This window comes from Mesorhizobium sp. 131-2-1 (genome assembly GCF_016756535.1).
Taxonomy (GTDB): domain Bacteria; phylum Pseudomonadota; class Alphaproteobacteria; order Rhizobiales; family Rhizobiaceae; genus Mesorhizobium.
In genome coordinates this window covers 5,685,219-5,705,420 of sequence record NZ_AP023247.1, presented here as the reverse complement: position 1 = coordinate 5,705,420, position 20,202 = coordinate 5,685,219, and the positions used below count along the sequence as shown (strand labels likewise).

At 64.7% G+C, this 20,202-nt stretch carries 18 protein-coding genes; 11 read left to right on the top strand and 7 right to left on the bottom strand.

Going from position 1 to position 20,202, the window contains the following annotated elements; translation table 11 throughout:
- Positions 1-46: 46 nt before the first annotated feature.
- The 4 genes from JG743_RS27610 to glcF all read left to right on the top strand — a co-directional run bounded on the left by JG743_RS27610 (position 47) and on the right by glcF (position 4,775).
- Complete coding sequence (locus JG743_RS27610; RefSeq protein ID WP_202294887.1) at positions 47-1,543, top strand: FAD-linked oxidase C-terminal domain-containing protein; 1,497 nt, start codon at positions 47-49, stop codon at positions 1,541-1,543.
- 239 nt (positions 1,544-1,782) lie between these two features.
- A complete protein-coding gene (locus tag JG743_RS27605) occupies positions 1,783-3,051 on the top strand; it encodes an FAD-binding protein (RefSeq protein WP_202294884.1) in 1,269 nt (422 codons plus the stop codon).
- Positions 3,048-3,437, top strand: a complete 390-nt coding sequence (locus JG743_RS27600; protein WP_202294882.1) for a DUF4870 family protein — start codon at positions 3,048-3,050, stop codon at positions 3,435-3,437. Before JG743_RS27605 ends, JG743_RS27600 begins: the two co-directional genes overlap by 4 nt.
- Positions 3,438-3,446: 9 nt before the next feature.
- On the top strand, positions 3,447-4,775 hold the full coding sequence (glcF, locus tag JG743_RS27595; protein ID WP_202294879.1) for a glycolate oxidase subunit GlcF: 1,329 nt from the start codon (positions 3,447-3,449) through the stop codon (positions 4,773-4,775).
- 17 nt (positions 4,776-4,792) lie between these two features.
- Here the strand turns inward: glcF and JG743_RS27590 are convergent, their stop codons facing one another.
- A complete protein-coding gene (locus JG743_RS27590) occupies positions 4,793-5,713 on the bottom strand; it encodes a bifunctional 5,10-methylenetetrahydrofolate dehydrogenase/5,10-methenyltetrahydrofolate cyclohydrolase (RefSeq protein ID WP_202294876.1) in 921 nt (306 codons plus the stop codon).
- Between the two features lie 317 nt (positions 5,714-6,030).
- Positions 6,031-6,771, bottom strand: coding sequence for a L,D-transpeptidase (locus JG743_RS27585; RefSeq protein WP_202294873.1), 741 nt, complete (start codon positions 6,769-6,771; stop codon positions 6,031-6,033).
- A gap of 213 nt (positions 6,772-6,984) precedes the next feature.
- Between JG743_RS27585 and JG743_RS27580 the strand changes: the two genes are divergently transcribed.
- A complete protein-coding gene (locus JG743_RS27580) occupies positions 6,985-7,623 on the top strand; it encodes a DNA-3-methyladenine glycosylase I (protein ID WP_202294870.1) in 639 nt (212 codons plus the stop codon).
- Between the two features lie 15 nt (positions 7,624-7,638).
- Here the strand turns inward: JG743_RS27580 and JG743_RS27575 are convergent, their stop codons facing one another.
- Both JG743_RS27575 and JG743_RS27570 read right to left on the bottom strand, forming a co-directional pair.
- Positions 7,639-8,022, bottom strand: a complete 384-nt coding sequence (locus JG743_RS27575) for a hypothetical protein (RefSeq protein WP_202294867.1) — start codon at positions 8,020-8,022, stop codon at positions 7,639-7,641.
- Positions 8,023-8,066: 44 nt separating this feature from the next.
- On the bottom strand, positions 8,067-8,315 hold the full coding sequence (locus JG743_RS27570; protein ID WP_202294864.1) for a hypothetical protein: 249 nt from the start codon (positions 8,313-8,315) through the stop codon (positions 8,067-8,069).
- Positions 8,316-8,511: 196 nt separating this feature from the next.
- Between JG743_RS27570 and hisS the strand changes: the two genes are divergently transcribed.
- The 6 genes from hisS (at position 8,512) to JG743_RS27540 (ending at position 15,731) form a co-directional block, all read left to right on the top strand.
- On the top strand, positions 8,512-10,062 hold the full coding sequence (gene hisS / locus JG743_RS27565) for a histidine--tRNA ligase (protein WP_202294861.1): 1,551 nt from the start codon (positions 8,512-8,514) through the stop codon (positions 10,060-10,062).
- A gap of 174 nt (positions 10,063-10,236) precedes the next feature.
- Positions 10,237-11,358 (top strand): ATP phosphoribosyltransferase regulatory subunit, encoded by a 1,122-nt coding sequence (locus tag JG743_RS27560; RefSeq protein ID WP_202294858.1) that lies wholly within the window; start codon positions 10,237-10,239, stop codon positions 11,356-11,358.
- Positions 11,355-12,053 carry an ATP phosphoribosyltransferase gene (gene hisG / locus JG743_RS27555; protein ID WP_202294855.1) on the top strand — a complete coding sequence of 233 codons (699 nt, stop codon included), beginning with the start codon at positions 11,355-11,357 and terminating at the stop codon, positions 12,051-12,053. Before JG743_RS27560 ends, hisG begins: the two co-directional genes overlap by 4 nt.
- A 73-nt stretch (positions 12,054-12,126) precedes the next feature.
- Positions 12,127-13,899, top strand: coding sequence for an AMP-binding protein (locus JG743_RS27550; protein WP_202294852.1), 1,773 nt, complete (start codon positions 12,127-12,129; stop codon positions 13,897-13,899).
- A 10-nt stretch (positions 13,900-13,909) separates the two neighbouring features.
- Positions 13,910-14,593 (top strand): poly-gamma-glutamate hydrolase family protein, encoded by a 684-nt coding sequence (locus JG743_RS27545; RefSeq protein WP_202294849.1) that lies wholly within the window; start codon positions 13,910-13,912, stop codon positions 14,591-14,593.
- Positions 14,568-15,731 (top strand): calcium:proton antiporter, encoded by a 1,164-nt coding sequence (locus JG743_RS27540; protein ID WP_244672931.1) that lies wholly within the window; start codon positions 14,568-14,570, stop codon positions 15,729-15,731. The genes JG743_RS27545 and JG743_RS27540 overlap by 26 nt, the downstream gene beginning before the upstream one ends.
- A gap of 27 nt (positions 15,732-15,758) precedes the next feature.
- Here JG743_RS27540 and JG743_RS27535 read toward each other — a convergent pair whose 3' ends face one another.
- The 3 genes from JG743_RS27535 to JG743_RS27525 form a co-directional block, all read right to left on the bottom strand.
- Positions 15,759-16,529 (bottom strand): glycosyltransferase family 2 protein, encoded by a 771-nt coding sequence (locus JG743_RS27535; protein ID WP_202294846.1) that lies wholly within the window; start codon positions 16,527-16,529, stop codon positions 15,759-15,761.
- A gap of 13 nt (positions 16,530-16,542) precedes the next feature.
- The gene (locus tag JG743_RS27530) at positions 16,543-17,361 is read right to left on the bottom strand and encodes a UbiA family prenyltransferase (RefSeq protein WP_202294843.1); all 819 of its coding nucleotides are present in this window, start codon (positions 17,359-17,361) and stop codon (positions 16,543-16,545) included.
- 92 nt (positions 17,362-17,453) lie between these two features.
- Positions 17,454-20,174, bottom strand: coding sequence for a hypothetical protein (locus tag JG743_RS27525; RefSeq protein ID WP_202294840.1), 2,721 nt, complete (start codon positions 20,172-20,174; stop codon positions 17,454-17,456).
- Positions 20,175-20,202: the final 28 nt, after the last annotated feature.

Here is a 20,202-nt window from a genome sequence, read left to right as displayed (position 1 = left end):
GACGGCTGGTAAAAGATTTTGACCAGTCAAGCGAAGAGGCTGCCTCATGTCCGGCCTTGCCATGCCGAAGCCAGACGCCGACACGATGCGCCGGCGCGCCGAGATCGTCGCCGACATGCGCATCATCGTGCCGGGCGAGGGTGTCGTCGACGCCGCCAATGAGATGCGCGCCTTCGAGAGCGATGGCCTCACTGCCTATCGGCAGCTGCCGCTGGTCGTGGTGCTGCCTGAGACCGTGGCGCAGGTCTCTCGTGTGCTGAAATATTGCAACGGCCGCAACATCCGCGTCGTGCCGCGCGGTTCGGGCACCTCGCTGTCGGGCGGCGCGCTGCCGCTCGAGGATGCCGTGCTGCTGGTCATGAGCCGCTTCAACCGCATTCTCGAGATCGACTTTCAGAACCGTATCGTCGTCGCCCAGCCGGGCGTCACCAATCTCGGCATCACCACCGCCGTCGAGCAGGAGGGCTTTTACTACGCCCCCGATCCATCCTCCCAGATCGCCTGCTCGATCGGCGGCAACGTCGCGGAGAATTCGGGCGGCGTGCATTGCCTGAAATATGGGCTGACCGCCAACAATGTGCTGGGCATCGAGATGGTCTTGATGAACGGCGAGGTGGTTCGGCTGGGCGGCCGCCACCTCGACGCTGAAGGCTACGACCTGCTCGGCGTCATGACCGGCTCCGAAGGCCTGCTCGGCGTCGTCACCGAGGTCACAGTGCGCATCCTGAAGAAGCCGGAGACAGCGCGCGCGCTTCTGATCGGTTTTCCGACCAGCGAGCAGGGTGGGCAATGCGTTGCCGACATCATCGGCGCCGGCATCATCCCCGGCGGCATGGAGATGATGGACCGCCCGGCGATCCACGCCGCGGAGGATTTCGTCCATGCCGGCTATCCGCTCGACGTCGAGGCACTGCTGATTGTCGAGCTGGATGGACCGGGCGTCGAGGTCGACCACCTGATCGGCCTCGTCGAGGCGATCGCCTACCGCAACGGCTCGACCACCTGCCGCATCTCGCAGGCGGAACAGGAGCGGCTGAGCTTCTGGGCCGGCCGCAAGGCGGCTTTCCCGGCGGTCGGCCGCATCTCGCCCGACTATTACTGCATGGACGGCACCATCCCGCGCAAGGAACTGCCGCGCGTGCTCGCCGGCATGCGCGAGCTGTCGGAGAAATACGGACTTGGCGTCGCCAATGTCTTCCACGCCGGCGACGGCAATCTTCACCCGCTGATCCTCTACGACGCCAACGTGCCGGGCGAGCTCGACAAGGCCGAGAGCTTCGGCGCCGATATCCTGCGGCTCTGCGTCAAGGTCGGCGGCGTGCTCACCGGCGAGCATGGCGTTGGCGTCGAGAAGCGCGACCTGATGCCGGAAATGTTCAACCAGGTCGACCTCGACCAGCAGATGCGCGTCAAATGCGCCTTCGACCCCAACCATCTGCTCAACCCCGGCAAGGTCTTCCCGCAGCTCCGCCGCTGCGCCGAACTCGGCCGCATGCACGTGCATCGGGGGCAGGTGGCGTTTCCGGACATTCCGAGGTTTTGAGTGGATACGTTGGCGCTTGAACACCCCCCTCTGTCCTGCCGGACATCTCCCCCGCAAGGGGGGAGATCGGATGCCGCCTCGGCTTTCGCTAATCCCCAGCGTTGCCAGGAAGGCGAGGCGGTGAAGCTGCCAATCTCCCCCCTTGCGGGGGAGATGTCCGGCAGGACAGAGGGGGGTGTGGAGGAACGCGGCCTATCTCCTCTCCCCCGCTCCGCGGGGGCGAGGAAAGGCATTCGCCCATGACCGCCTTCACCCCATCCACATCCGCCGAAGTCCTCTCCACGGTCCAATGGGCAGCGGCCGAAGAGGCGCCGCTGGAAATCCTCGGCCACGGCTCCAAGCGCGGCATCGGCCGTCCGCTGCAAACCGAGCACACGCTCGACCTGTCGAAGCTCACCGGCGTCACGCTCTACGAGCCGGCCGAACTGGTGCTCTCGGCAAGGGCGGGCACGTCGCTCGCCGAGATCGAAAAGCTGCTCGCCGAAAACGGCCAGCAATTCGCATTCGAGCCGATGGGCTATGGCCCGCTGCTCGGCGGCGAGCCGGGCCAAGGGGGCAAGAACGGCACCATCGGTGGCGCGCTTGCCGCCAACCTGTCCGGCCCGCGCCGGTTGAAGGCGGGGGCCGCGCGCGACCATATCCTCGGCATAGCGGCGGTTTCCGGTCGCGCCGAGGCCTTCAAATCCGGCGGCCGCGTCGTCAAGAACGTCACCGGCTACGATCTTTCCAAGCTGATGGCGGGAAGCTGGGGGACGCTTGCCGTGCTCACCGACGTCACCTTCAAGGTGCTGCCGGCGGCCGAGACCGAGGTGACGCTCGCCATCCGCGGCCTGCTCGACGATGAGGCCACGGCTGCCATGGCGCTGGCGCTCGGCTCCAGCGCCGAAGTGTCGAGCGCGGCGCATCTGCCCGAACGCGTCGCCGCGCGCGTCGCCGCCGGCCATCTCGGCAGCGATGCCGCGACGCTGCTGCGCGTCGAGGGTTTTGGTCCCTCCGTCGCCTACCGCATCGCCACGCTGAAGGAACTGCTCGGCCGGGCCGGCCCGCACCAGGAGATTGCCGGCGAGGCCTCCAGGGCCGTCTGGCGTGACATCAGGGATTGCGTGCCGTTCGCCGATAGCAGCGAAAAGCCGGTGTGGCGGGTTTCGATGACGCCGTCGCAGGCGCACCAGATGGTGCTGACGCTGCGCATGCAGGCGGCGGTCGATGCCTTCTATGACTGGCAGGGCGGGCTGGTATGGCTGTGCATGCGCGATGGCGATCCCGAAGCCGGTCTGCTGCGCGGGCTGATCAGGAAACATGGCGGCGGCCACGCGACGCTGGTGCGCGCCGCACCCGCGCACCGTGCCGCCCTGCCGGTGTTCGAGCCGCAGCCACCGCATCTCGCCGCGCTGTCGGCAAGGCTCAAGGCCGAATTCGACCCGAAGCATATCCTCAACCCCGGCCGCATGGCGCCGGGTTCAAGCTCTGCTACTCTCACGCCGTCAACGGAGGGAGTAGCACCATGAGCAACACCGATCCAGGCCCGACCGGCGAACCACGCCAGACCGATCGCTGGCTGGAGCCGGGTTCGACCAACGCCCTGGTCATCTACATCCTCTATCTTGCCGGGCTGGTCATCGGCGTCACCGGTCTTGTCGGCATCGTGCTCGCCTACATCAACCGCGGCAAGGCCGGCGGCTTCGTCGAAACCCACTACACATTCCTGATCAGGACGTTCTGGATCGGCCTGCTCTACGCGCTGATCTCCGTGGTCCTGATGATGCTGGTCATCGGTTTCCTGCTGATGTTCGCCGTCGCCGTCTGGTTCATCGCCCGCTGCATCCTGGGCATCCAGGCGCTGCAGCGCGGCGAGCCGGTCAAGAACCCGCAAAGCTGGCTTCTCGGACAATAGGACTCCCCGGTGCAGACCAACTTTTCACTTGCCCAGCTTGCCGATCCGCATGTCGCGGAATCGGAGAGGATCCTGCGCAAATGCGTGCATTGCGGCTTTTGCACCGCCACCTGCCCGACCTATGTGACATTGGGCAACGAGCTCGATTCCCCGCGTGGCCGCATCTACCTGATCAAGGACATGCTGGAGAACGGCCGTCCGGCCGACAGGGAGATCGTCACCCATATTGACCGCTGCCTCTCCTGCCTTGCCTGCATGACGACATGCCCGTCGGGCGTCAACTACATGCATCTGGTCGATCATGCCCGCGCCCATATCCAGCAAACCTACAGGCGGCCGCTGCTCGACCGCCTGATGCGCGCCACGCTGGCTTTCGTGCTGCCTTATCCAGCCCGCTTCCGCGCCGCGCTGAAACTGGCTGGGTTTGGCAGACCCTTCATCGGCCTGTTCGAGAAGCTGCCGGCGCTGAAACCGATCGCGGCCATGCTGAGGCTTGCGCCATCGTCGATCCCGCCGGCGTCGCCGATGGCGAAGCCGGGCACCCACGCCGGGCAGGGGACCAAAAAGCGCGGCCGTGTCGCCATCCTCACCGGCTGCGCGCAATCGGTGCTCGATCCCGCCATCAACGAGACGACCATCTCCTTGTTGACACGGCTCGGCGTCGAGGTGGTGGTGCCGGAAGGCGAGGGTTGCTGCGGCGCGCTCGTCCATCATATGGGCCACGAGGCAGCCGCCCTTGCCTCGGCGAGGCAGAATGTCGACGCCTGGACGCGCGCCATCGAGCAGGGCGGGCTCGACGCAATCATCATCACCGCGTCCGGTTGCGGCACGACGATCAAGGATTACGGTTTCATGCTGCGCCTAGATCCGGCCTATGCCGACAAGGCGGCGCGCGTCTCGGCGCTGGCCAAGGACATCACCGAATATCTTGCCTCGTTCGACCTGCCCGAGCCGGTGCGCAAGCCCGGCACCGTCGTCGCCTATCATTCCGCCTGTTCGATGCAGCACGGCCAGAAGATCACCCGCCAGCCGAAAGAGCTTCTGACCAAGGCCGGCTTCGTCGTGCGCGAGCCGCGCGAGGGGCACCTCTGCTGCGGCTCGGCCGGCACTTACAACATCCTGCAGTCCGAGATTTCAGCGAAATTGCGCGACCGCAAGGTCAGGAACATCCAGGCGACGGGCGCGCAAATCGTCGCGACCGGCAATATCGGCTGCATCACCCAGATCGCCGCCGCCGCGAAACTGCCGGTGGTGCACACGATCAAGCTGCTTGACTGGGCCTATGGCGGGCCGAAGCCGGAAGGCGTCGCCGAGGAAAGGTTGGCCGCCGCCGAGTAAGCCGATCCCTGCCCCGGCTACTCCGCCGCGAGCTTGTCCGCCACGCCGTAGGTCGCCTGGTAGAGCGCGCGCTGGCGGTTGAGCGCCACCATCGTGTTGCGCAGCAGGATCGCCACCGTGATCGGGCCGACGCCGCCCGGCACCGGCGTGATCCAGGAGGCGACGTGCCTGACGCTGTCGGTGTCGACGTCGCCGACGATGCGGGTTTCGCCGTCCGGCCCGATTTCGGAATTGATGCCGATGTCGATGACGGCGGCGCCCGGCTTCACCATGTCGGCCTTGATCAGCCGGGGCTTGCCGACGGCGACGAACAGCGCATCGGCGCGCCGCGCGTGTGCCGCCACCGAACGCGTCATGTGATGGCAGACCGTCACCGTCGCGCCCTCGCTCATCAGCAGGAAGGCGATCGGTTTGCCGACGATCTCGGAATGACCGACGATCACCACTTCCAGCCCCTTGAGGTCGAGGCCGGTCTCCTTCAGAAGCTCGACCGAAGCCGCCGCCGTGCAGGGCGCGAGGTCGAGCTGGTTGTAGACGATGTTTCCGATCGAGGCCGGATGCATGCCCTCGACGTCCTTCAGCGGATGCACCGCCGCCTGCAACGTCTTGATTGGGATGTGCGCCGGAACCGGCCGCTGGATGATGATGCCGGTGACGCGCGGATCGGCGTTTAGGCCATGGATGGCCGCTTCCAGTTCGCCGGCGGTGATGGCGGCGGGAAATCGCCGCTCCTCGAAGCCGATGCCGGCCAGCTCCGCCTTGGCGCGCTGGTTGCGTACATAGACGTCGACCGCGGCGGTGTCGCCGACGGTGATCGAGACCAGCTTGGGCGAAAAGCCTTCGGCCTTCGCGATCGCAGCATCCTCGCGCACGGCAGCGATGATGCGCTGGGCGACCGGGCCGCCCTTGAGGTAGCGGCTGTCATCGGACCGGGACATGGCTGAGACCTCCTGGACTGAGAGCTTTGGCGCGGGAAATTGTGCGCTGCAATAGCAGAGAACGGTCAGGAAATCAGCCTCCGAAAACGAAACGGCCTGCTTTCGGCGCGACCTGCCGCTCTATAGCACAGGCTCAAAAGCAAAAGGGCAGCGCGGTTTCCCGTGCTGCCCTTTCGTGACTGGCCGCATCCCCACACGGCCCGTCCCCCGTTAACTCGTTGCCAGTCTAAGCACCTTTCCCGAAAGCGCGCTATGGCTTCAGGGCAACAGCGCGCCAAAAACCACTCGGCGCTGCCTAACCGGCTGATTCGCAGTCACTATATCACCTCGACCGTCGTTCCGACATTCACGCGCTCGTAAAGGTCGACGACATCCTCGTTGCGCATGCGGATGCAGCCCGACGACACCGCGCCGCCGATCGTCCATGGCTGGTTGGTGCCGTGGATGCGATATTCCGTCGTGCCGAGATAGAGCGCGCGGGCGCCGAGCGGGTTCTCTATGCCGCCGGCCAGGTAAGTCGGCAGGTAGCGACCCTTGGCCGCCTCGCGCTTGATCATCACTGCCGGCGGACGCCAGTCCGGCCAGACGCGTTTGTCGGTGATCTTGTGCGTGCCCGACCATTCGAAGCCCGGCTTGCCGGTGCCGACGCCATAGCGCCGCGCCTTGCCGTCCTTCTCGACCAGATAGAGGAAGTTCTGGTGCGTATCGATGACGATGGTGCCTGGCTTCTGCGGCCCGTCATAGGCGACTTCCTGCGGCAGGTAGACCGGGTTGATCTGCGGCCGCATGACCGTGCGCTTGGCCGGCGGCTGCACGGCTGCCGTGCGCTGCTGGTCAGGTTGGACCTGCAGATAGCGGCGCTGCGGCTGCTGCGCCGTCTGACGGCTCTGCCGCACGATGCCTGGCGCATGGCCAAGCTGCAGCACCCACGGCGCCGAAAGGTCGGGGCTCACCATCACCGGCGGCCGGTCGGCATAGCGGTCATTTGCATTGGAGGCGGAGGCGCCGGCGGCAAGAACCGCCACCGCGCCGAGCAGGGAACAGAACGCTTTCTTCATCGGAACGCACCTTGATCGTCGAACGCACGGAGGCGCGAACCCGCCTCCGGTTGCGCGATCCTTGGCGCGAAGCGGCAACCGAAACATGAATCGGAATGCGTAAAATGCCGATGTGTCAGTAAACCTTTTGGTGTGGTTACCGGCCGGTTCAGGAATCTGGTAAAGCCACGGTAAAATCGGCGCCGAGGCGCATTAACGAATGGATTTCTTGCAATGGGAACTGAAAATGCCGGCCTGCTCGATGGTCCCGATGGCAAGACGCGCTGCTTCTGGCACGGCAATCTGCCGGACTATCTGCACTACCACGACCATGAATGGGGTAGGCCGGTAACAGACGACCGACGGCTGTTCGAGAAGATCTGCCTCGAAGGCTTCCAGTCGGGGCTCTCCTGGCTGACCATCCTGCGCAAGCGCGAGAATTTCCGCGAGGCCTTCGCCAATTTCGACTTCGACAAGGTGGCCGCCTTCACCGACAGGGATATCGAGCGGCTACTCGGCAATGCCGGCATCATCCGCCATCGCGGCAAGATCGTCTCGACCATCAACAACGCCAAACGGGCGCGCGAAATGGTCGATGAATTCGGCTCGCTGGCGGCCTGGTTCTGGAAGTTCGAGCCCGGCCGGGACGAGCGGCCGAAAGTCGTCGACCTCGCGCATCTGCGCGCCAATCCCACCACGGCGGTCTCGGTCAGGATCTCGAAGGAACTGAAGAAGCGTGGCTGGAGCTTCGTCGGCCCGACCACCGTCTATGCCTTCATGCAGGCGATGGGCCTGGTCAACGACCATCTCGAAGGCTGCGTCTGCCGCAAGGAAGTCGAGAAGGAGCGGAAGGCTTTCAAGCGGCCGAAGTAGGTGGCGTCCCCTTCCTCACTTCTCGAACCGGCCCTTGTAGCCGCTGCCGTTGATGTTCCAGACCAGGCTGCCGCCGGAAACCGTCAGCACCAGCCCGCTGAAACCGCGATCGTCGGGCGTCTGATGCGTCGAGGCGGCGCTACGGCCGGCCGGGATGACCTCGACGGTCGAGCCCTTCTTGACCCAGCAGCCCTTGCCGTACTGGTCGTTGGCGCCATAGGCCAGCATGAATTCGAAACTGCCGTCCTTCCTGAGCAGCAGCTCGGAACCGACTTCCATGACGCCGCGCAGGTAATAGTGTCCGGCGAGGCGGGCATCGCCGCTCGTGCAGGCGCTCGCCGCCGCAGCCGAGGCAAGCAGAAGCGCTGCGCCGAGCGCGCAGGCACGGGTCGTTCGCATGGTCGATCCCCCAAAGATTGAATCCCGCCGGAAGCGGGCAGAAATCACGCGCCGCTGGCGCCGGTCAGGAACAGGCCGGCGATGATCGCCGCCAGCGCGGCGAAAGCAGGATAGATCACCAGCAGGCCGGTTATCAGCGCATCGCGCATGGACGAGCCCTGACGCGGATCGACCTCGAACGGGCCCGCCACCTGGCTTGGCGTCACTGGGGCACGGCCGTCGGCCGGCCGCAGCCGCGCGGGCAGCCCGCGCGCGCCGCTATCGGTCGTATCGAACTTTCCCGCCGTGGTCATGGCCCCGAACCCCTTGGTTTCGGTGCGTTTTATCGGCTGCGATTGTGTCGGCACGATGCCGCGCTGATGGCGGAATTGTTTCCTTTTGGCGCGGTTTGTTTCCGCGAAGGTGCAAACCCTTGCCGCTCCCAGCCGCATGGGTTAGGACACGCGCGCCTGAAACCAGCCGCATCTATCGAACGAAAAGACCCCATCCATGGCCGACAAATCGGAAAAGACGAAAGCGCGGCTGCCGCGCGGATTTGCCGACCGCGGCGCCGACGACATCCGCGCCGTCGAAAAGATGATGGCGACCATTCGCGGCGTCTATGAGCTCTACGGCTTCGAGCCGGTCGACCAGCCGATGATCGAATACACCGACGCGCTGGGCAAGTTCCTGCCCGACCAGGACCGGCCGAACGAAGGCGTGTTCTCCTTCCAGGACGATGACGACCAGTGGCTGTCGCTGCGCTATGATCTCACCGCGCCGACAGCGCGCTTCGTCGCAGAGAATTATGACAAGCTGCCGAAGCCCTATCGCAGCTATCGCTCGGGCTGGGTGTTCCGCAACGAGAAGCCCGGCCCCGGCCGCTTCCGCCAGTTCATGCAGTTCGACGCCGACACGATCGGCACGCCCAATGGCGTGGCAGGGGCCGTTGCGGATGCCGAAATGGCGATGATGATGGCCGACGTCATGGAGGAGTTGGGTCTTAAGGGCCAGTACGTCATTCGGGTCAACAATCGCAAAGTGATGGACGGCGTGCTGGAGGCGATCGGCCTTGGCGGCGATGAAAATGCCGGGCGCCGGCTGACCGTTTTGCGAGCGATCGACAAGCTGGACAAATTCGCACTCGAAGACATTCAACTTTTGCTTGGGAAAGGTCGCTGGGACGGCGGCAAGGAAGGCGAGGGGGACTTCACGAAGGGCGCGGGTCTGTCTGACAGCCAGATAGCCCAGCTGTTGAACATAACCGGTTGGAAGGCCCAGGGATCAGGTAGCCGAGGAGTTGCCAACGGCGTTACCGTCGACAATCTGCGTCGCGGCTTCGAACAGACCCCCCTTGTTATGCAAGGCTGCGACGAGCTTGATCAGATACAGATGCTCTGCGCCGCCGCGGGCTATGACGAAACCAAGATATTGATCGACCCTTCCGTCGTGCGCGGCCTCGAATATTACACGGGCCCCGTCTTCGAGGCCGAGCTGCTGGCCGAAATTCCCAATGAGGATGGCCAGATCGTGCGCTTCGGCTCGGTCGGCGGCGGTGGCCGCTATGACGGGCTGGTGTCGCGCTTCCGCGGCGAGCCGGTGCCGGCGACCGGCTTTTCCATCGGCGTCTCCCGCCTGATGACGGCGCTGAAGAACCTCGGCAAGCTCGACATCTCCGACGTCATCGCCCCTGTCGTCGTGCTGGTGATGGACAAGGATACGGAAAGCCTCGGCCGCTACCAGAAGATGGTCGCAGGGTTGCGCGCGGCCGGCATCCGCTCGGAAATGTATCTCGGCGGCGCCGGCATGAAGGCGCAGTTGAAATATGCCGACCGCCGCGGCAGCCCGGTCGCCATCATCCAGGGCGGCGACGAGCGCGCCAGGGGCGAGCTGCAGATCAAGGACCTGATCGAGGGCGCCCGCATGTCGGCCGAGATCGCCGACAACGCCGAGTGGCGCGCCGCCCGCCCAGCGCAGGTGACGGTGGCGGAGAGCGAGCTGGTCGGCGAGGTCAGGAAGATACTGGCGGCGCAGGCCGAGGAGCGCGCACGTGGCAGGTAAGGCGCCGGCCTCCCCTTCTCCCCTTGTGGGAGAAGGTGGCCGAGCGAAGCTCGGTCGGATGAGGGGTGTTCCAGGGAACGCCAGCGTCTCATTCCGTCCATCACCCCTCATCCGTCTCGGCGCTACGCGCCGATCCACCTTCTCCCACAAGGGGAGAAGGGAGGGTGGTGCCGCATGACCTCCCGCTACCCCGCCATCGCCGCCGACATCACGAAGCTCTTCGCCGCGCGCGACACGCATGCGGTCGAGGTGGCGGTGCTGCAGCCGGCCGACCCCTTCCTCGACATGGCCGGCGAAGATCTGCGCCGCCGTATCTTCCTCACCGAGAGCGAGACCGGAAAGACGCTGTGTCTCAGGCCCGAATTCACCATTCCGGTCTGCCTCGACCATATCGCCAGCCAGGCCGGCACGCCGCGCCGCTATTCCTACCTCGGCGAGGTGTTCCGACAGCGCCGCGAGGGCGGCAACGAGTTCTTCCAGGCCGGCATCGAGGATCTTGGCGACCGCGACACCGCCGCTGCCGACGCCCGCTCGCTGGCCGACGCGCACGCGCTGCTCAGCCTGGCGCTGCCAGACCAAGTGCTGGCCATAACGCTCGGTGACCAGACCGTTTTCGAGGCGGTGCTCGCCGCACTTGGCCTGCCGCGCGGCTGGCGCATGCGGCTTGCCCGCGCCTTCGGCTCGGCGACGATGCTGGAGGCAGCGCTTGCCGACCTCGCCAATCCGCCACGCAACAGCCAGTTGTCCGGTCCGGTCGCGACGCTGGTGCTCGACGGCGACGTCGAGGGTCTTGCCGCGCATATCGCCGGCGGCATGGAGGAAGCCGGTCTCTCAGCATCGGCCGGGCGCTCGCCCTCCGACATTGCCCGGCGGCTGATCGAGAAGGCCGAGTTACGCAGCGTGCGGCTATCGGACGAGGCGTTCTCGGCCTTGAAAGGGTTTCTGGCGATCGACGTGCCGCTCGATGGCGCGGCTCAGGCCCTCGAAAGTTTCGCAGCTGGCGCCGGTCTCTCGCTGGGCGCGGCGCTGGACAATTTCGCCGCTCGCGCAGGCGCCATCGAAGCGCACGGCCTGCCGATGGCCAGCATCCGCTATGACGCCGCCTTCGGCCGTCCGCTGGACTATTACACCGGCCTCGTTTTCGAGGTCGCGGCCGGGGGTGGCGAGAGGCCGCTGGCCGGCGGCGGCCGTTACGACCGCCTGCTGACGCTGCTCGGCGCGAAGACGCCGATTCCCGGCGTCGGTTTCTCGGTCTGGCTCGACCGCATTGAGGCGCTGCGGGAGAAGGCCAAATGATCACGCTCGCGCTGCCATCGAAAGGCCGGCTGAAGGAGCAGGCGCTGGAGGTTCTGGCCAGGGCTGGCCTTGCCGTCAGCCTGCCCGGCGACGAGCGCAAGTATCGCGCCCGCATCGAGGGCATGGACGCCGTCGAGGTCGCCTTCCTGTCGGCATCGGAAATCGCCGGCGAGATCGGCCAGGGCACGGTCGATCTCGGCATCACCGGCGAGGACCTGCTGCGCGAGACCCTGGCCGACTGGGAAGCGCGCGCCGAAATCGTAGCACGCCTCGGCTTCGGCCATGCCGACGTCGTGGTGGCGGTGCCCGACATCTGGCTCGACGTCGAGACCATGGCCGACCTCGACGACGTCGCCGCCGATTTCCGCCAGCGCCACGGCAGGCGGCTCAGGATCGCCACCAAATACTGGCGGCTCACCCAGCAGTTCTTCTCGCTCAAGCACGGCATCCAGGTCTATCGCATCGTCGAGAGCCTCGGCGCCACCGAGGGCGCGCCGGCGCAGGGGCTGGCCGATGTCATAGTCGACATCACCACCACCGGCTCGACGCTGCGCGCCAACCACCTCAAGGTGCTGGCCGATGGCGTCGTCTTGCGATCGCAGGCGTGTCTCGTGGCTTCGAGGAAGAGCCGCGCGGTGGCCGACGAGGCGGTGCTCGGCGATATCGCGGCAAGGATGGCCGCCATCGCCAAATAGTCCCAGTACGATTAGCGGATTTCCTCTGCATCGGTGGACTGATAGGCTTGGTCCGTCCGGGGAGGAAACGGCGATGGCGATCAAACTCGACGAGCTCCAGAACGCCACCCATCTGCGCGCTCGCGGGCCGGGCAGTGGCGGCACCTTCATCGCGCCGGTCGACGGCAGGGCGCATGTCTCGGGCGATCGCTCGCTGCCGCTGCTTAACCAGACGATCCCCGCGCTGTTTTCCGATACTGTCGCGAAATACGGCACGCTCGATGCCGCCGTCTTCGTCGGCCAGGACAAGCGCTTCACCTGGAGCGAGCTGTCGGACACGGTGGATGCGCTGGCCGCCGGCTTTCTGGCGCTCGGCCTCGAAAAGGGCGACCGCGTCGGCATCTGGTCGCCCAACCGCTGGGAATGGCTGGTGACGCAATTCGCCACCGCACGCATCGGGCTGATCCTGGTCAACATCAACCCGGCCTACCGGCTGACCGAGCTGGAATACGCGCTGAATAAGGTCGGCTGCAAGGCGCTGGTCACGGCCGCAAGCTTCAAGACGTCCGACTATCTCGGCATGGTCGAGACGCTGGCGCCGGAGATCGCCACCGCGACGCCCGGAAAGCTCAAGGCGAAGCAGCTGCCGGCGCTGAAGATCGTCATTCGCATGGGCGACGACAATTCGCCCGGCATGTTCAATTTCGGCGACGTGCTGGCCATGGCCGGGCGCGACGAGCACGACAGCCTCGATCGTATCTCCGAAGGGCTGAAGCCCGGCGAAGCGATCAACATCCAGTTCACCAGCGGAACGACAGGCGCGCCGAAGGGCGCCACGCTCACCCACTTGAACATCGTCAACAACGGCAACTTCGTCACCTCGGCGATCAAGCTCACCGTCGACGACCGGCTCTGCATCCCAGTGCCGCTCTATCACTGCTTCGGCATGTCGATGGGCACGATGGGCTGCGTCACCAAGGGCGCCACCATGGTCTTCCCGGGCGAGGGTTTTGACGCCGGCGCGACGCTCAAGGCCGTGGCGCAGGAGCGCTGCACCGGCCTCTACGGTGTGCCGACCATGTTCGTCGCCATGCTCGACCATCCGGATTTTTCGTCCTTCGATCTCTCCAGCCTGCGCACCGGCATCATGGCCGGCTCGCCGTGCCCGATCGAGGTGATGAAGAAGGTGGTGTCGCTGATGCATATGTCCGAGGTGACCATCGCCTACGGCATGACCGAGACCAGCCCGGTGTCGTTCCAGAGCGGCGTCGACGACCCGCTTGAAAAGCGCGTCTCCACCGTCGGTCGCATCCACCCGCATGTCGAGGTCAAGGCCATCGATGCCGACGGCGCCACTGTCGCGGTCGGCGCGCCGGGGGAGCTCTGCACGCGCGGCTATTCGGTGATGAAGGGCTATTGGGACGACGCGGAAAAGACCCGCGAGGCGATCGACGCCGATGGCTGGATGCACACCGGCGACCTCGCCACCATCGACGCCGAGGGCTATTGCAACATCGTCGGCCGGGTCAAGGACATGGTCATCCGTGGCGGCGAGAACGTCTATCCGCGTGAGGTCGAGGAGTTCCTCTACCGCCATCCCAAGGTCAAGGAAGTGCAGGTGTTCGGCATTCCCGATCAGAAATATGGCGAGGAGCTGTGCGCCTGGATCGTGCTGAAGCCCGGCCAGATCGCCACCGCGGAGGAGATCAAGGCCTTCTGCGCCGGCCAGATCGCGCACTACAAGGTGCCGCGCTATATCCGCTTCCGCACCGAACTGCCGATGACGGTGACCGGCAAGCCGCAGAAATTCCTGATGCGCGAGGCGATGATCGAGGAACTGGGCCTGGTGGTGCAGAAGACGGCGTGAAACGGCATTCATGGACAACGAGTTTCCGAATTTCGCGGCGCTGAAAGCCGCCAAAACCGAAAACATAGATTATCGCATAGTCGTCCGGCGCGGAGCGCGAACCGGCAGTGCGATCGTCATGGCCCCGCATGGCGGCAAGATCGAGCCCCGCACCTCGCTGATCACCGAGACGATAGCAGGGCGCGATCTCGATATGTATTGCTTTGAAGGGCTCATGCCCGAAAGCAACCGAGAGCTGCACATAACATCCAGGAACTTTGACGAGGAGTCCGCGCTGGAACTGTTGCGGACGAAGTCCACGGTCGTCGCCATCCACGGTCGTCAGGATCGGGACGATCCCTCGACAGTCTATCTGGGCGGCAAGGACGCCGCGTTGGTTTCGGAGATAGCCTGGCGTCTGCAGGAGGCCGAATTCCAGACGAAAAAGGATAACCATCCCTTTCCAGGTGTCCAGGATTTGAACATCGTCAACCGAGGATTGACGGGGAAAGGAGCACAGATGGAGTGCCCTTGTCGTTGCGCCGTCGACTGGGGAGCGAGCCGGAACTTCTGGAAAGATTCTGTGGGGCAGTTCGCAAGGCCATTCAGACATTCGATGCGCAAAACGGTGCCCAGTCCTCAATCGTGTTTTGAATGGTGCGCTTGGCGGGCAAGGATGCCTGTGAGAGGTGCTCCTGCCGCGCTTTTCCGCTAAGTTCGCGGAAACGCGCCGGCGTTCGGGGGCTTTCATGACTGGTTTCGGACGATCGGTGACGTCCTACGCGATGCCCTTGGCAGCCCTGGCGATGGCCGTCGCGGTGAGGGCCAGCGGGCTGTCGGTGGACGCGGGTTCGCCGGGTGTCAGGATCCTGATCGGGGCGCTCTCGAGCGCGATCATGTTCATCACCATTTTCGTGGTGCTCGAGCATGCCGAGGCGGTGGCTCGGCGGGTGGGCGAGCCTTACGGCACGCTGGTGCTGACTTTCGCGGTGACGGCAATCGAGGTGTCGATCATCGTCTCCATGATGCTGCATGGCGAGAACAACCCGACGCTTGCCCGTGAGTCCGTCTTCTCGACGGTGATGATCACATCCACCGGCGTTGTCGGCGCCTGCCTCGTGTTTGGCGGCTGGCGTCATCGCAAGCAGGCGATCGTTCGCCAGGGGACCAGCGCATATCTGGCGGTTCTGATCGCGCTGACGGTGATGACACTCATCCTGCCGACCTACACCCAGACCACGGATCCCGGCACGTTCTCGGCCGCCCAACTTGGCTTTGTCAGCGTGCTTTCCGTGCTGCTCTACGCAGCTTTCGTGTTCGCGCAGACGGTCCGCCACCGCGACGATTTCATCGAAGGGCAGGCACACGAAGTCTCGATCACAACGGCCCCTCGCGAAGGCATCTACGCCAGCACCTTGCTCCTGTTCATCGGGCTGATCGGCATTGTCATGCTTGCCGAGCAGGTCGCCGCGAGTGTTGAGGATACGCTGGTTGCCTACCAGGTCGCCCAGTCCGACAGCATTGTCGGGGCAATGATCGCGGGGTTGGTTCTGATGCCTGAGGCCATTTCGGCCGTTAGAGCTTCCCTCAACAACGAGCTGCAGCGCGGCTTGAACGTCGCGATGGGCTCGGCCTGCGCCACGATTGGCTTGACGATACCGGCCGTCGCGGCCGCCAGCCTACTGACAGGAAGAGGCTTGACCTTGGGGCTCCCGGCGGCTGACGCGGTCCTGATGGTTCTGGCGCTTTTCGTTTGCAACGTGAGTTTCAGCACCGAAAGGACGACATTCCTGACCGGCATGGTTCACGTCGTGGTGTTTTTTACCTATGTATTTCTGATATTTGTGCCGTGAGATGCAGGGACGGGACGGCCGCCCGGGTCACGAAGAAATCCGGAACCGGATCAGATACCAGAGCGCCTTCATCCCGTCGCGCCAGCCGATCTTCTTGCCCTCGTCATAAGTCCGGCCGTAATAGCTGATGCCGACTTCATAGATGCGCAAGCGGCGAGCGAGTGCGACCTGGGCGCTCAACTGGATTTCGCAGCCAAAGTCGTCGCAGGTGAGACGCAGCCGGTCTTTGACCTCGCGCGTGAACATCTTGTAGCAGCATTCGATGTCGGTGAGCGTCTGGTTGTAGAGCAGGTTGAACATCAGTGAGATGAACCTGTTCGCCAGATAGTGGTGGAAGTACAGGGATCGATGCGGCCGGCCGTAGAAGCGCGAGCCGTAAACCACGTCGGCAACCTTGCGCCTGGCGATCAGGTCGTACATCACGGTCCAGTCCGCGGGGTCGTATTCGAGGTCCGCGTCCTGAATGACAATGACATCCCCGCTGGCGGCCGCGAGCCCGCTCCTCACGGCGGCGCCCTTTCCCCTGTTGCGCTCCTGATAGTGCGGTCGCACGGTGACCCGAGCAGCCACCGCATCGTCGGTGAAGACGAGATCTCCGTCGGCGCCGACCGCCATGCTGGAGGCCGAGCGAGGCCCGTCCGGAAAATTCCTGCGCAGCAACTCGCGGGTTCCGTCGGTCGATCCGTCATCGACGACGATGATCTCCTTCTCGATGCCGGGAAGCGCGCTGCTGATGACTGACAGCACGCTCGGCAGCGTCGCAACTTCGTTGAAGACCGGAACGATGACGGAAAGCATGGGAGCGGCAGGCCTAGGCGAGAAGCGCCGCTGCGAGCATCGCTATTCCGATGATCGCAAAGAACGCTCGATATCGCCCCTGAAGCCGGATCAGGCTTTCGTAGGTGAGGCCCTCGCGCAGGGCCCGCAGCGATGCCAGGACATGCAGGGGGTAGAGAGCCGCAGCCAGAACGAGCACGAAGGGTACAAGGCCGGAAAGCGCGAGCACGACCAAAAGGGCATAGGCTGCCGTGAACAGGGCAAGCCCGGCAAGGAAGCTCTGCCTCTTGCCGAAAGCCACGGCGTTGGTCCGGATCCCGTTGAGGACATCGCTCTCGTGATCGCGCGTCTCATGCGTGAAATGGCCTGCGGTGAACACCAGCCCAAAGAAGCAGCTGATCGCGAGGCCGCGTGCGTCGATTGCCGTGAAGGTTGCGTAGCCGAGCAGAAAGTGCAGCGCTCCGCCTACAAAATGGAGCGCCGAACTGAACAGAGGTATGCCCTTGAAGTGAACGGGAGGCGCGGAGTAGAGCGCGCTGAGCGCGGCAATCGCCAGCCCGACCAGAAGCGTTGTCTCGCCGACCAATCCGAACAGCAGGAGGCTGAGCGCCAGAAGCGACAGCGCCAGGTAGCCGATTTCGGTGCGGTTCAATCCCCTGGCGGCAAAAGTCGCAGAGGCACGCCGAGGGTTGTTGAGGTCGCCTTCGATCCCCGACCAGTCGTTGAACACAAAGACATGCGCCACCAGGCAGAAATTGCCGCCCATGAGAGCGGCGACCTGCAGCATGTTGCCCGGCGTCAGGGTGCCGATTGAGAGGATTGCTCCAAGCAGCGGGGCGCCTTGAAGCGCCAACACTTCATCGAAGCGGACGCAGGACAACAGCCGATGTACGGACCAATCCAGCCGAGGACGCGTCGCAATGGCCGTTTCGGTTGGAATTCGCCTCACTTTTCACCGCATGGCTGCTGGGGGCTGTCGGAGCGGCAGCCAGCTTTCGTCTGCGTGGATCGGTTTTCGAAATCGAGCCTCAGCCACAGTGCATATCCTAGCTCTTGCGACCAGTAGAATCGCCGCACCGAGGCGGTGAGGTCATTGTGATAGAAGAGCGGAGGGGTGCTCATAAGCAAGGAAAAATCATTGGCGGCGATCTTGTCCAGAAGTTCTGCTGCCTCCAGGTGGGTGTCGGCCGTGGCCGCGCCATCCTCGGTAAGCTGCAGAAGCTGGACGGCTCTCACCCAAATCTCTTGCCCGGGAACTGTCGTCCGCAGGCGTGACAATGGCAGCTGCAGCGCGCAGCCGGCCTTGCGCAGGTCGGCGAGCCGCAGGATGAGCAGAGGCGGGGCATCGGCGTAGTACACCCAGACGTCGCCATCGGCCACTTTCCGGGTCATCGCCTCGCACAGTGCTTTTGCCGCGGGTGGATCTTCCTTGGCGAGCAGCATGAACACATGCATCTGGATGCCGAGATCGGCGGGGTTCGGATCCTTTCCCGGGTCGAGGCATTGGTAGCGCTCCGTCGGTGCGAGCCAGGTCCTGTAGAGACCATCGGCCCTGCGATATTGCGCCAGGGTGGCGAGTGCCTGGGCCAGCAGCGTCTTGTCCGAGCTGGGCGCCACGCGCCAGACGAGTGCCGTGTCGTCGGCATCCGGTGTTATGTCGCAGCCCAGCGTGCCGATCGTCGGCGCGTCGGGTCGCCCGTGATAGCGGACCAGGCCTCCCGGTTCGATCTGGTCTGTCAGATATCGGCGCGCCCGCATCAGCACATCCGGCATGCCGGCCTCGTTCGCCATGGGCGCAAGGACGTCAACCATGATGGCATTGAGGTAGGTGTTCAGCTCCTGGTGCGTCCGCTCGAAGGCGGTGCCGCTGGTGAAGTCCGTCAGCCAGTAGCCGGGCGCCTGTTGTCTCTCGGCAAGTGCCTGAACCGCGCGTTGCTTGCTTGTCGGTGGCGGTGCCAGGTTGAACGTGCGTTCCATCAGCAGTCGCGGTTCGCCGCCTTGCCACGGGTGCACCAGGATGCTCACCACATGGTCGCCCGGCGCGAGCTTGCCGGCAGGAAACGAGATTCGCCAGCCAGCCGGGCTCGTCGAGCCGATTGCGCGAACCACGTCGGGGCGATCGAAGAACTCGGCCGTTCCGGCCATCCCGTTGCCGTCCACCATGGCAACGGCGTCGACCGGGGTCTTCCCGTCCGCGAGCGCCCATCCGACGATCTCGATCCGGCGCTCGGTCGCTTGGCCTCTTGTCGCTGACGCCTCTATGACCCTGATTTCGTCCAGATAGCCGCGCATCTGGGTCAGGAGGTCCATGGGCGCTGGCGGATGCTTCAGCTCGGCGATGAAGGGAGCGTTGCTGACGTCCCATGCCGGCCGCATTCTGTCGGGGCCGCGCGCCGCCACCACGACCGCATCCGCCACCCCGAGATACCAGAATGCGCCGACGACCTCGATCGCGACCGCCGCCACGGCAGCGAGTGCAAACACAACCCGGCCCGATCGCGACAATGCCGCCAGCACTGGCGGCAGCATCCAGACAAGCATCGGCACCATATCCGTGAGCCAACGCGGCCCAAAGGACATGCCTTGGCGCCAATCTATGATGCTATAGAGGACCACCTGGACGACCATGGCGCAACCTGTCGCCATGGTCAGGCCGCGCATGCTCCGGTCTCGCAGCACCTGGCGCAGGAAGCAGGGTACAAACAGCAGGAAGGGCGAAAAGACGAAGAGCCCGTGCGTGGGGCTGAGCAGGAGGCCGGCAATGCCGGTCAGAACGCCGTCGCTATACTTGTCCGGCGGATCGATCAAGGCATAGGCACCGGCGATATTGCCGACGAAATGGAGGTTGTAGGCAACCACCAGGCCCACCGGGACCAGCCCTGCAGCCACGTAGAGCGGGATCCTGCGTCCCGCCCACCAAAGTCCATAGAGGCCGAGGCCTGCCGCCAGAATGGCATCGGGCTGGCGGTTGACGGCAATGAGCGCGCAGAGAAAACCCGCTGTCGCAGCGCGGAGCGCGGTAACCGGCCCGGTCAGCAACAGCATGGTCGCGATGACAAGGAGCTGAGCCAGCCCATGCATCCAGAGCGCCTGGCTGCTGATGACCCATGTTGTCGTGCCGAAAGCATAGAGGGCGGTGAGAAGAACGGCAGTCCGTGTCTCGCAGCGGCGCCGCAGCAGCAGATAGAACAGCATGACCGACCCCGCGGCCATGAGAGAGGCGCTGAGCTTCTCCATGACCCGGGCAACCTTGTCGAACAGCAGCGGTTCCCAGCCCCTGGCCGAGAGGAAATGAACTGCCGGAAGGTATAGCGGTGCGACAACGACAGGGACGGCAACAGGGTAGAGGGAGACGAGGTGGCCCCTCGGCCCTTTCAACATCCAGGCCGCGGTCTCAACCTGCCCTTGAGCTTCTGGTGGCTTGCGCCCTTGGGCGACCTCCCTGACGATGGAATCCAGCACCACCTTGTGGTCGCGCAGGATCGAGAACGGCAAATATCGCGCCGCATATGTATCGGCGGCCGGGATCGACCGCAGGTTTGCGTTGTAGACGATAAGGGCGACAAGCCCGATCAGGGTCGCGATCGCGACATCCCGAAAGGCACTTCTGCGCGGTATCCGCGATTGTTGTTCCTGGCCCGGTGCAGGGGCCGTTTCGGTCGGCAATGCCCTGGCCCTTATGCGACTTTTCAGC

Coding starts and splice junctions, on each gene's coding strand:
- JG743_RS27610 (WP_202294887.1), top strand. CDS start 47: ATGTCCGGCCTTGCCATGCCGAAGCCAGACGCCGACACGATGCGCCGG.
- JG743_RS27605 (WP_202294884.1), top strand. CDS start 1,783: ATGACCGCCTTCACCCCATCCACATCCGCCGAAGTCCTCTCCACGGTC.
- JG743_RS27600 (WP_202294882.1), top strand. CDS start 3,048: ATGAGCAACACCGATCCAGGCCCGACCGGCGAACCACGCCAGACCGAT.
- JG743_RS27590 (WP_202294876.1), bottom strand. CDS start 5,713: ATGTCCCGGTCCGATGACAGCCGCTACCTCAAGGGCGGCCCGGTCGCC.
- JG743_RS27585 (WP_202294873.1), bottom strand. CDS start 6,771: ATGAAGAAAGCGTTCTGTTCCCTGCTCGGCGCGGTGGCGGTTCTTGCC.
- JG743_RS27580 (WP_202294870.1), top strand. CDS start 6,985: ATGGGAACTGAAAATGCCGGCCTGCTCGATGGTCCCGATGGCAAGACG.
- JG743_RS27575 (WP_202294867.1), bottom strand. CDS start 8,022: ATGCGAACGACCCGTGCCTGCGCGCTCGGCGCAGCGCTTCTGCTTGCC.
- JG743_RS27570 (WP_202294864.1), bottom strand. CDS start 8,315: ATGACCACGGCGGGAAAGTTCGATACGACCGATAGCGGCGCGCGCGGG.
- hisS (WP_202294861.1), top strand. CDS start 8,512: ATGGCCGACAAATCGGAAAAGACGAAAGCGCGGCTGCCGCGCGGATTT.
- JG743_RS27560 (WP_202294858.1), top strand. CDS start 10,237: ATGACCTCCCGCTACCCCGCCATCGCCGCCGACATCACGAAGCTCTTC.
- hisG (WP_202294855.1), top strand. CDS start 11,355: ATGATCACGCTCGCGCTGCCATCGAAAGGCCGGCTGAAGGAGCAGGCG.
- JG743_RS27550 (WP_202294852.1), top strand. CDS start 12,127: ATGGCGATCAAACTCGACGAGCTCCAGAACGCCACCCATCTGCGCGCT.
- JG743_RS27545 (WP_202294849.1), top strand. CDS start 13,910: ATGGACAACGAGTTTCCGAATTTCGCGGCGCTGAAAGCCGCCAAAACC.
- JG743_RS27535 (WP_202294846.1), bottom strand. CDS start 16,529: ATGCTTTCCGTCATCGTTCCGGTCTTCAACGAAGTTGCGACGCTGCCG.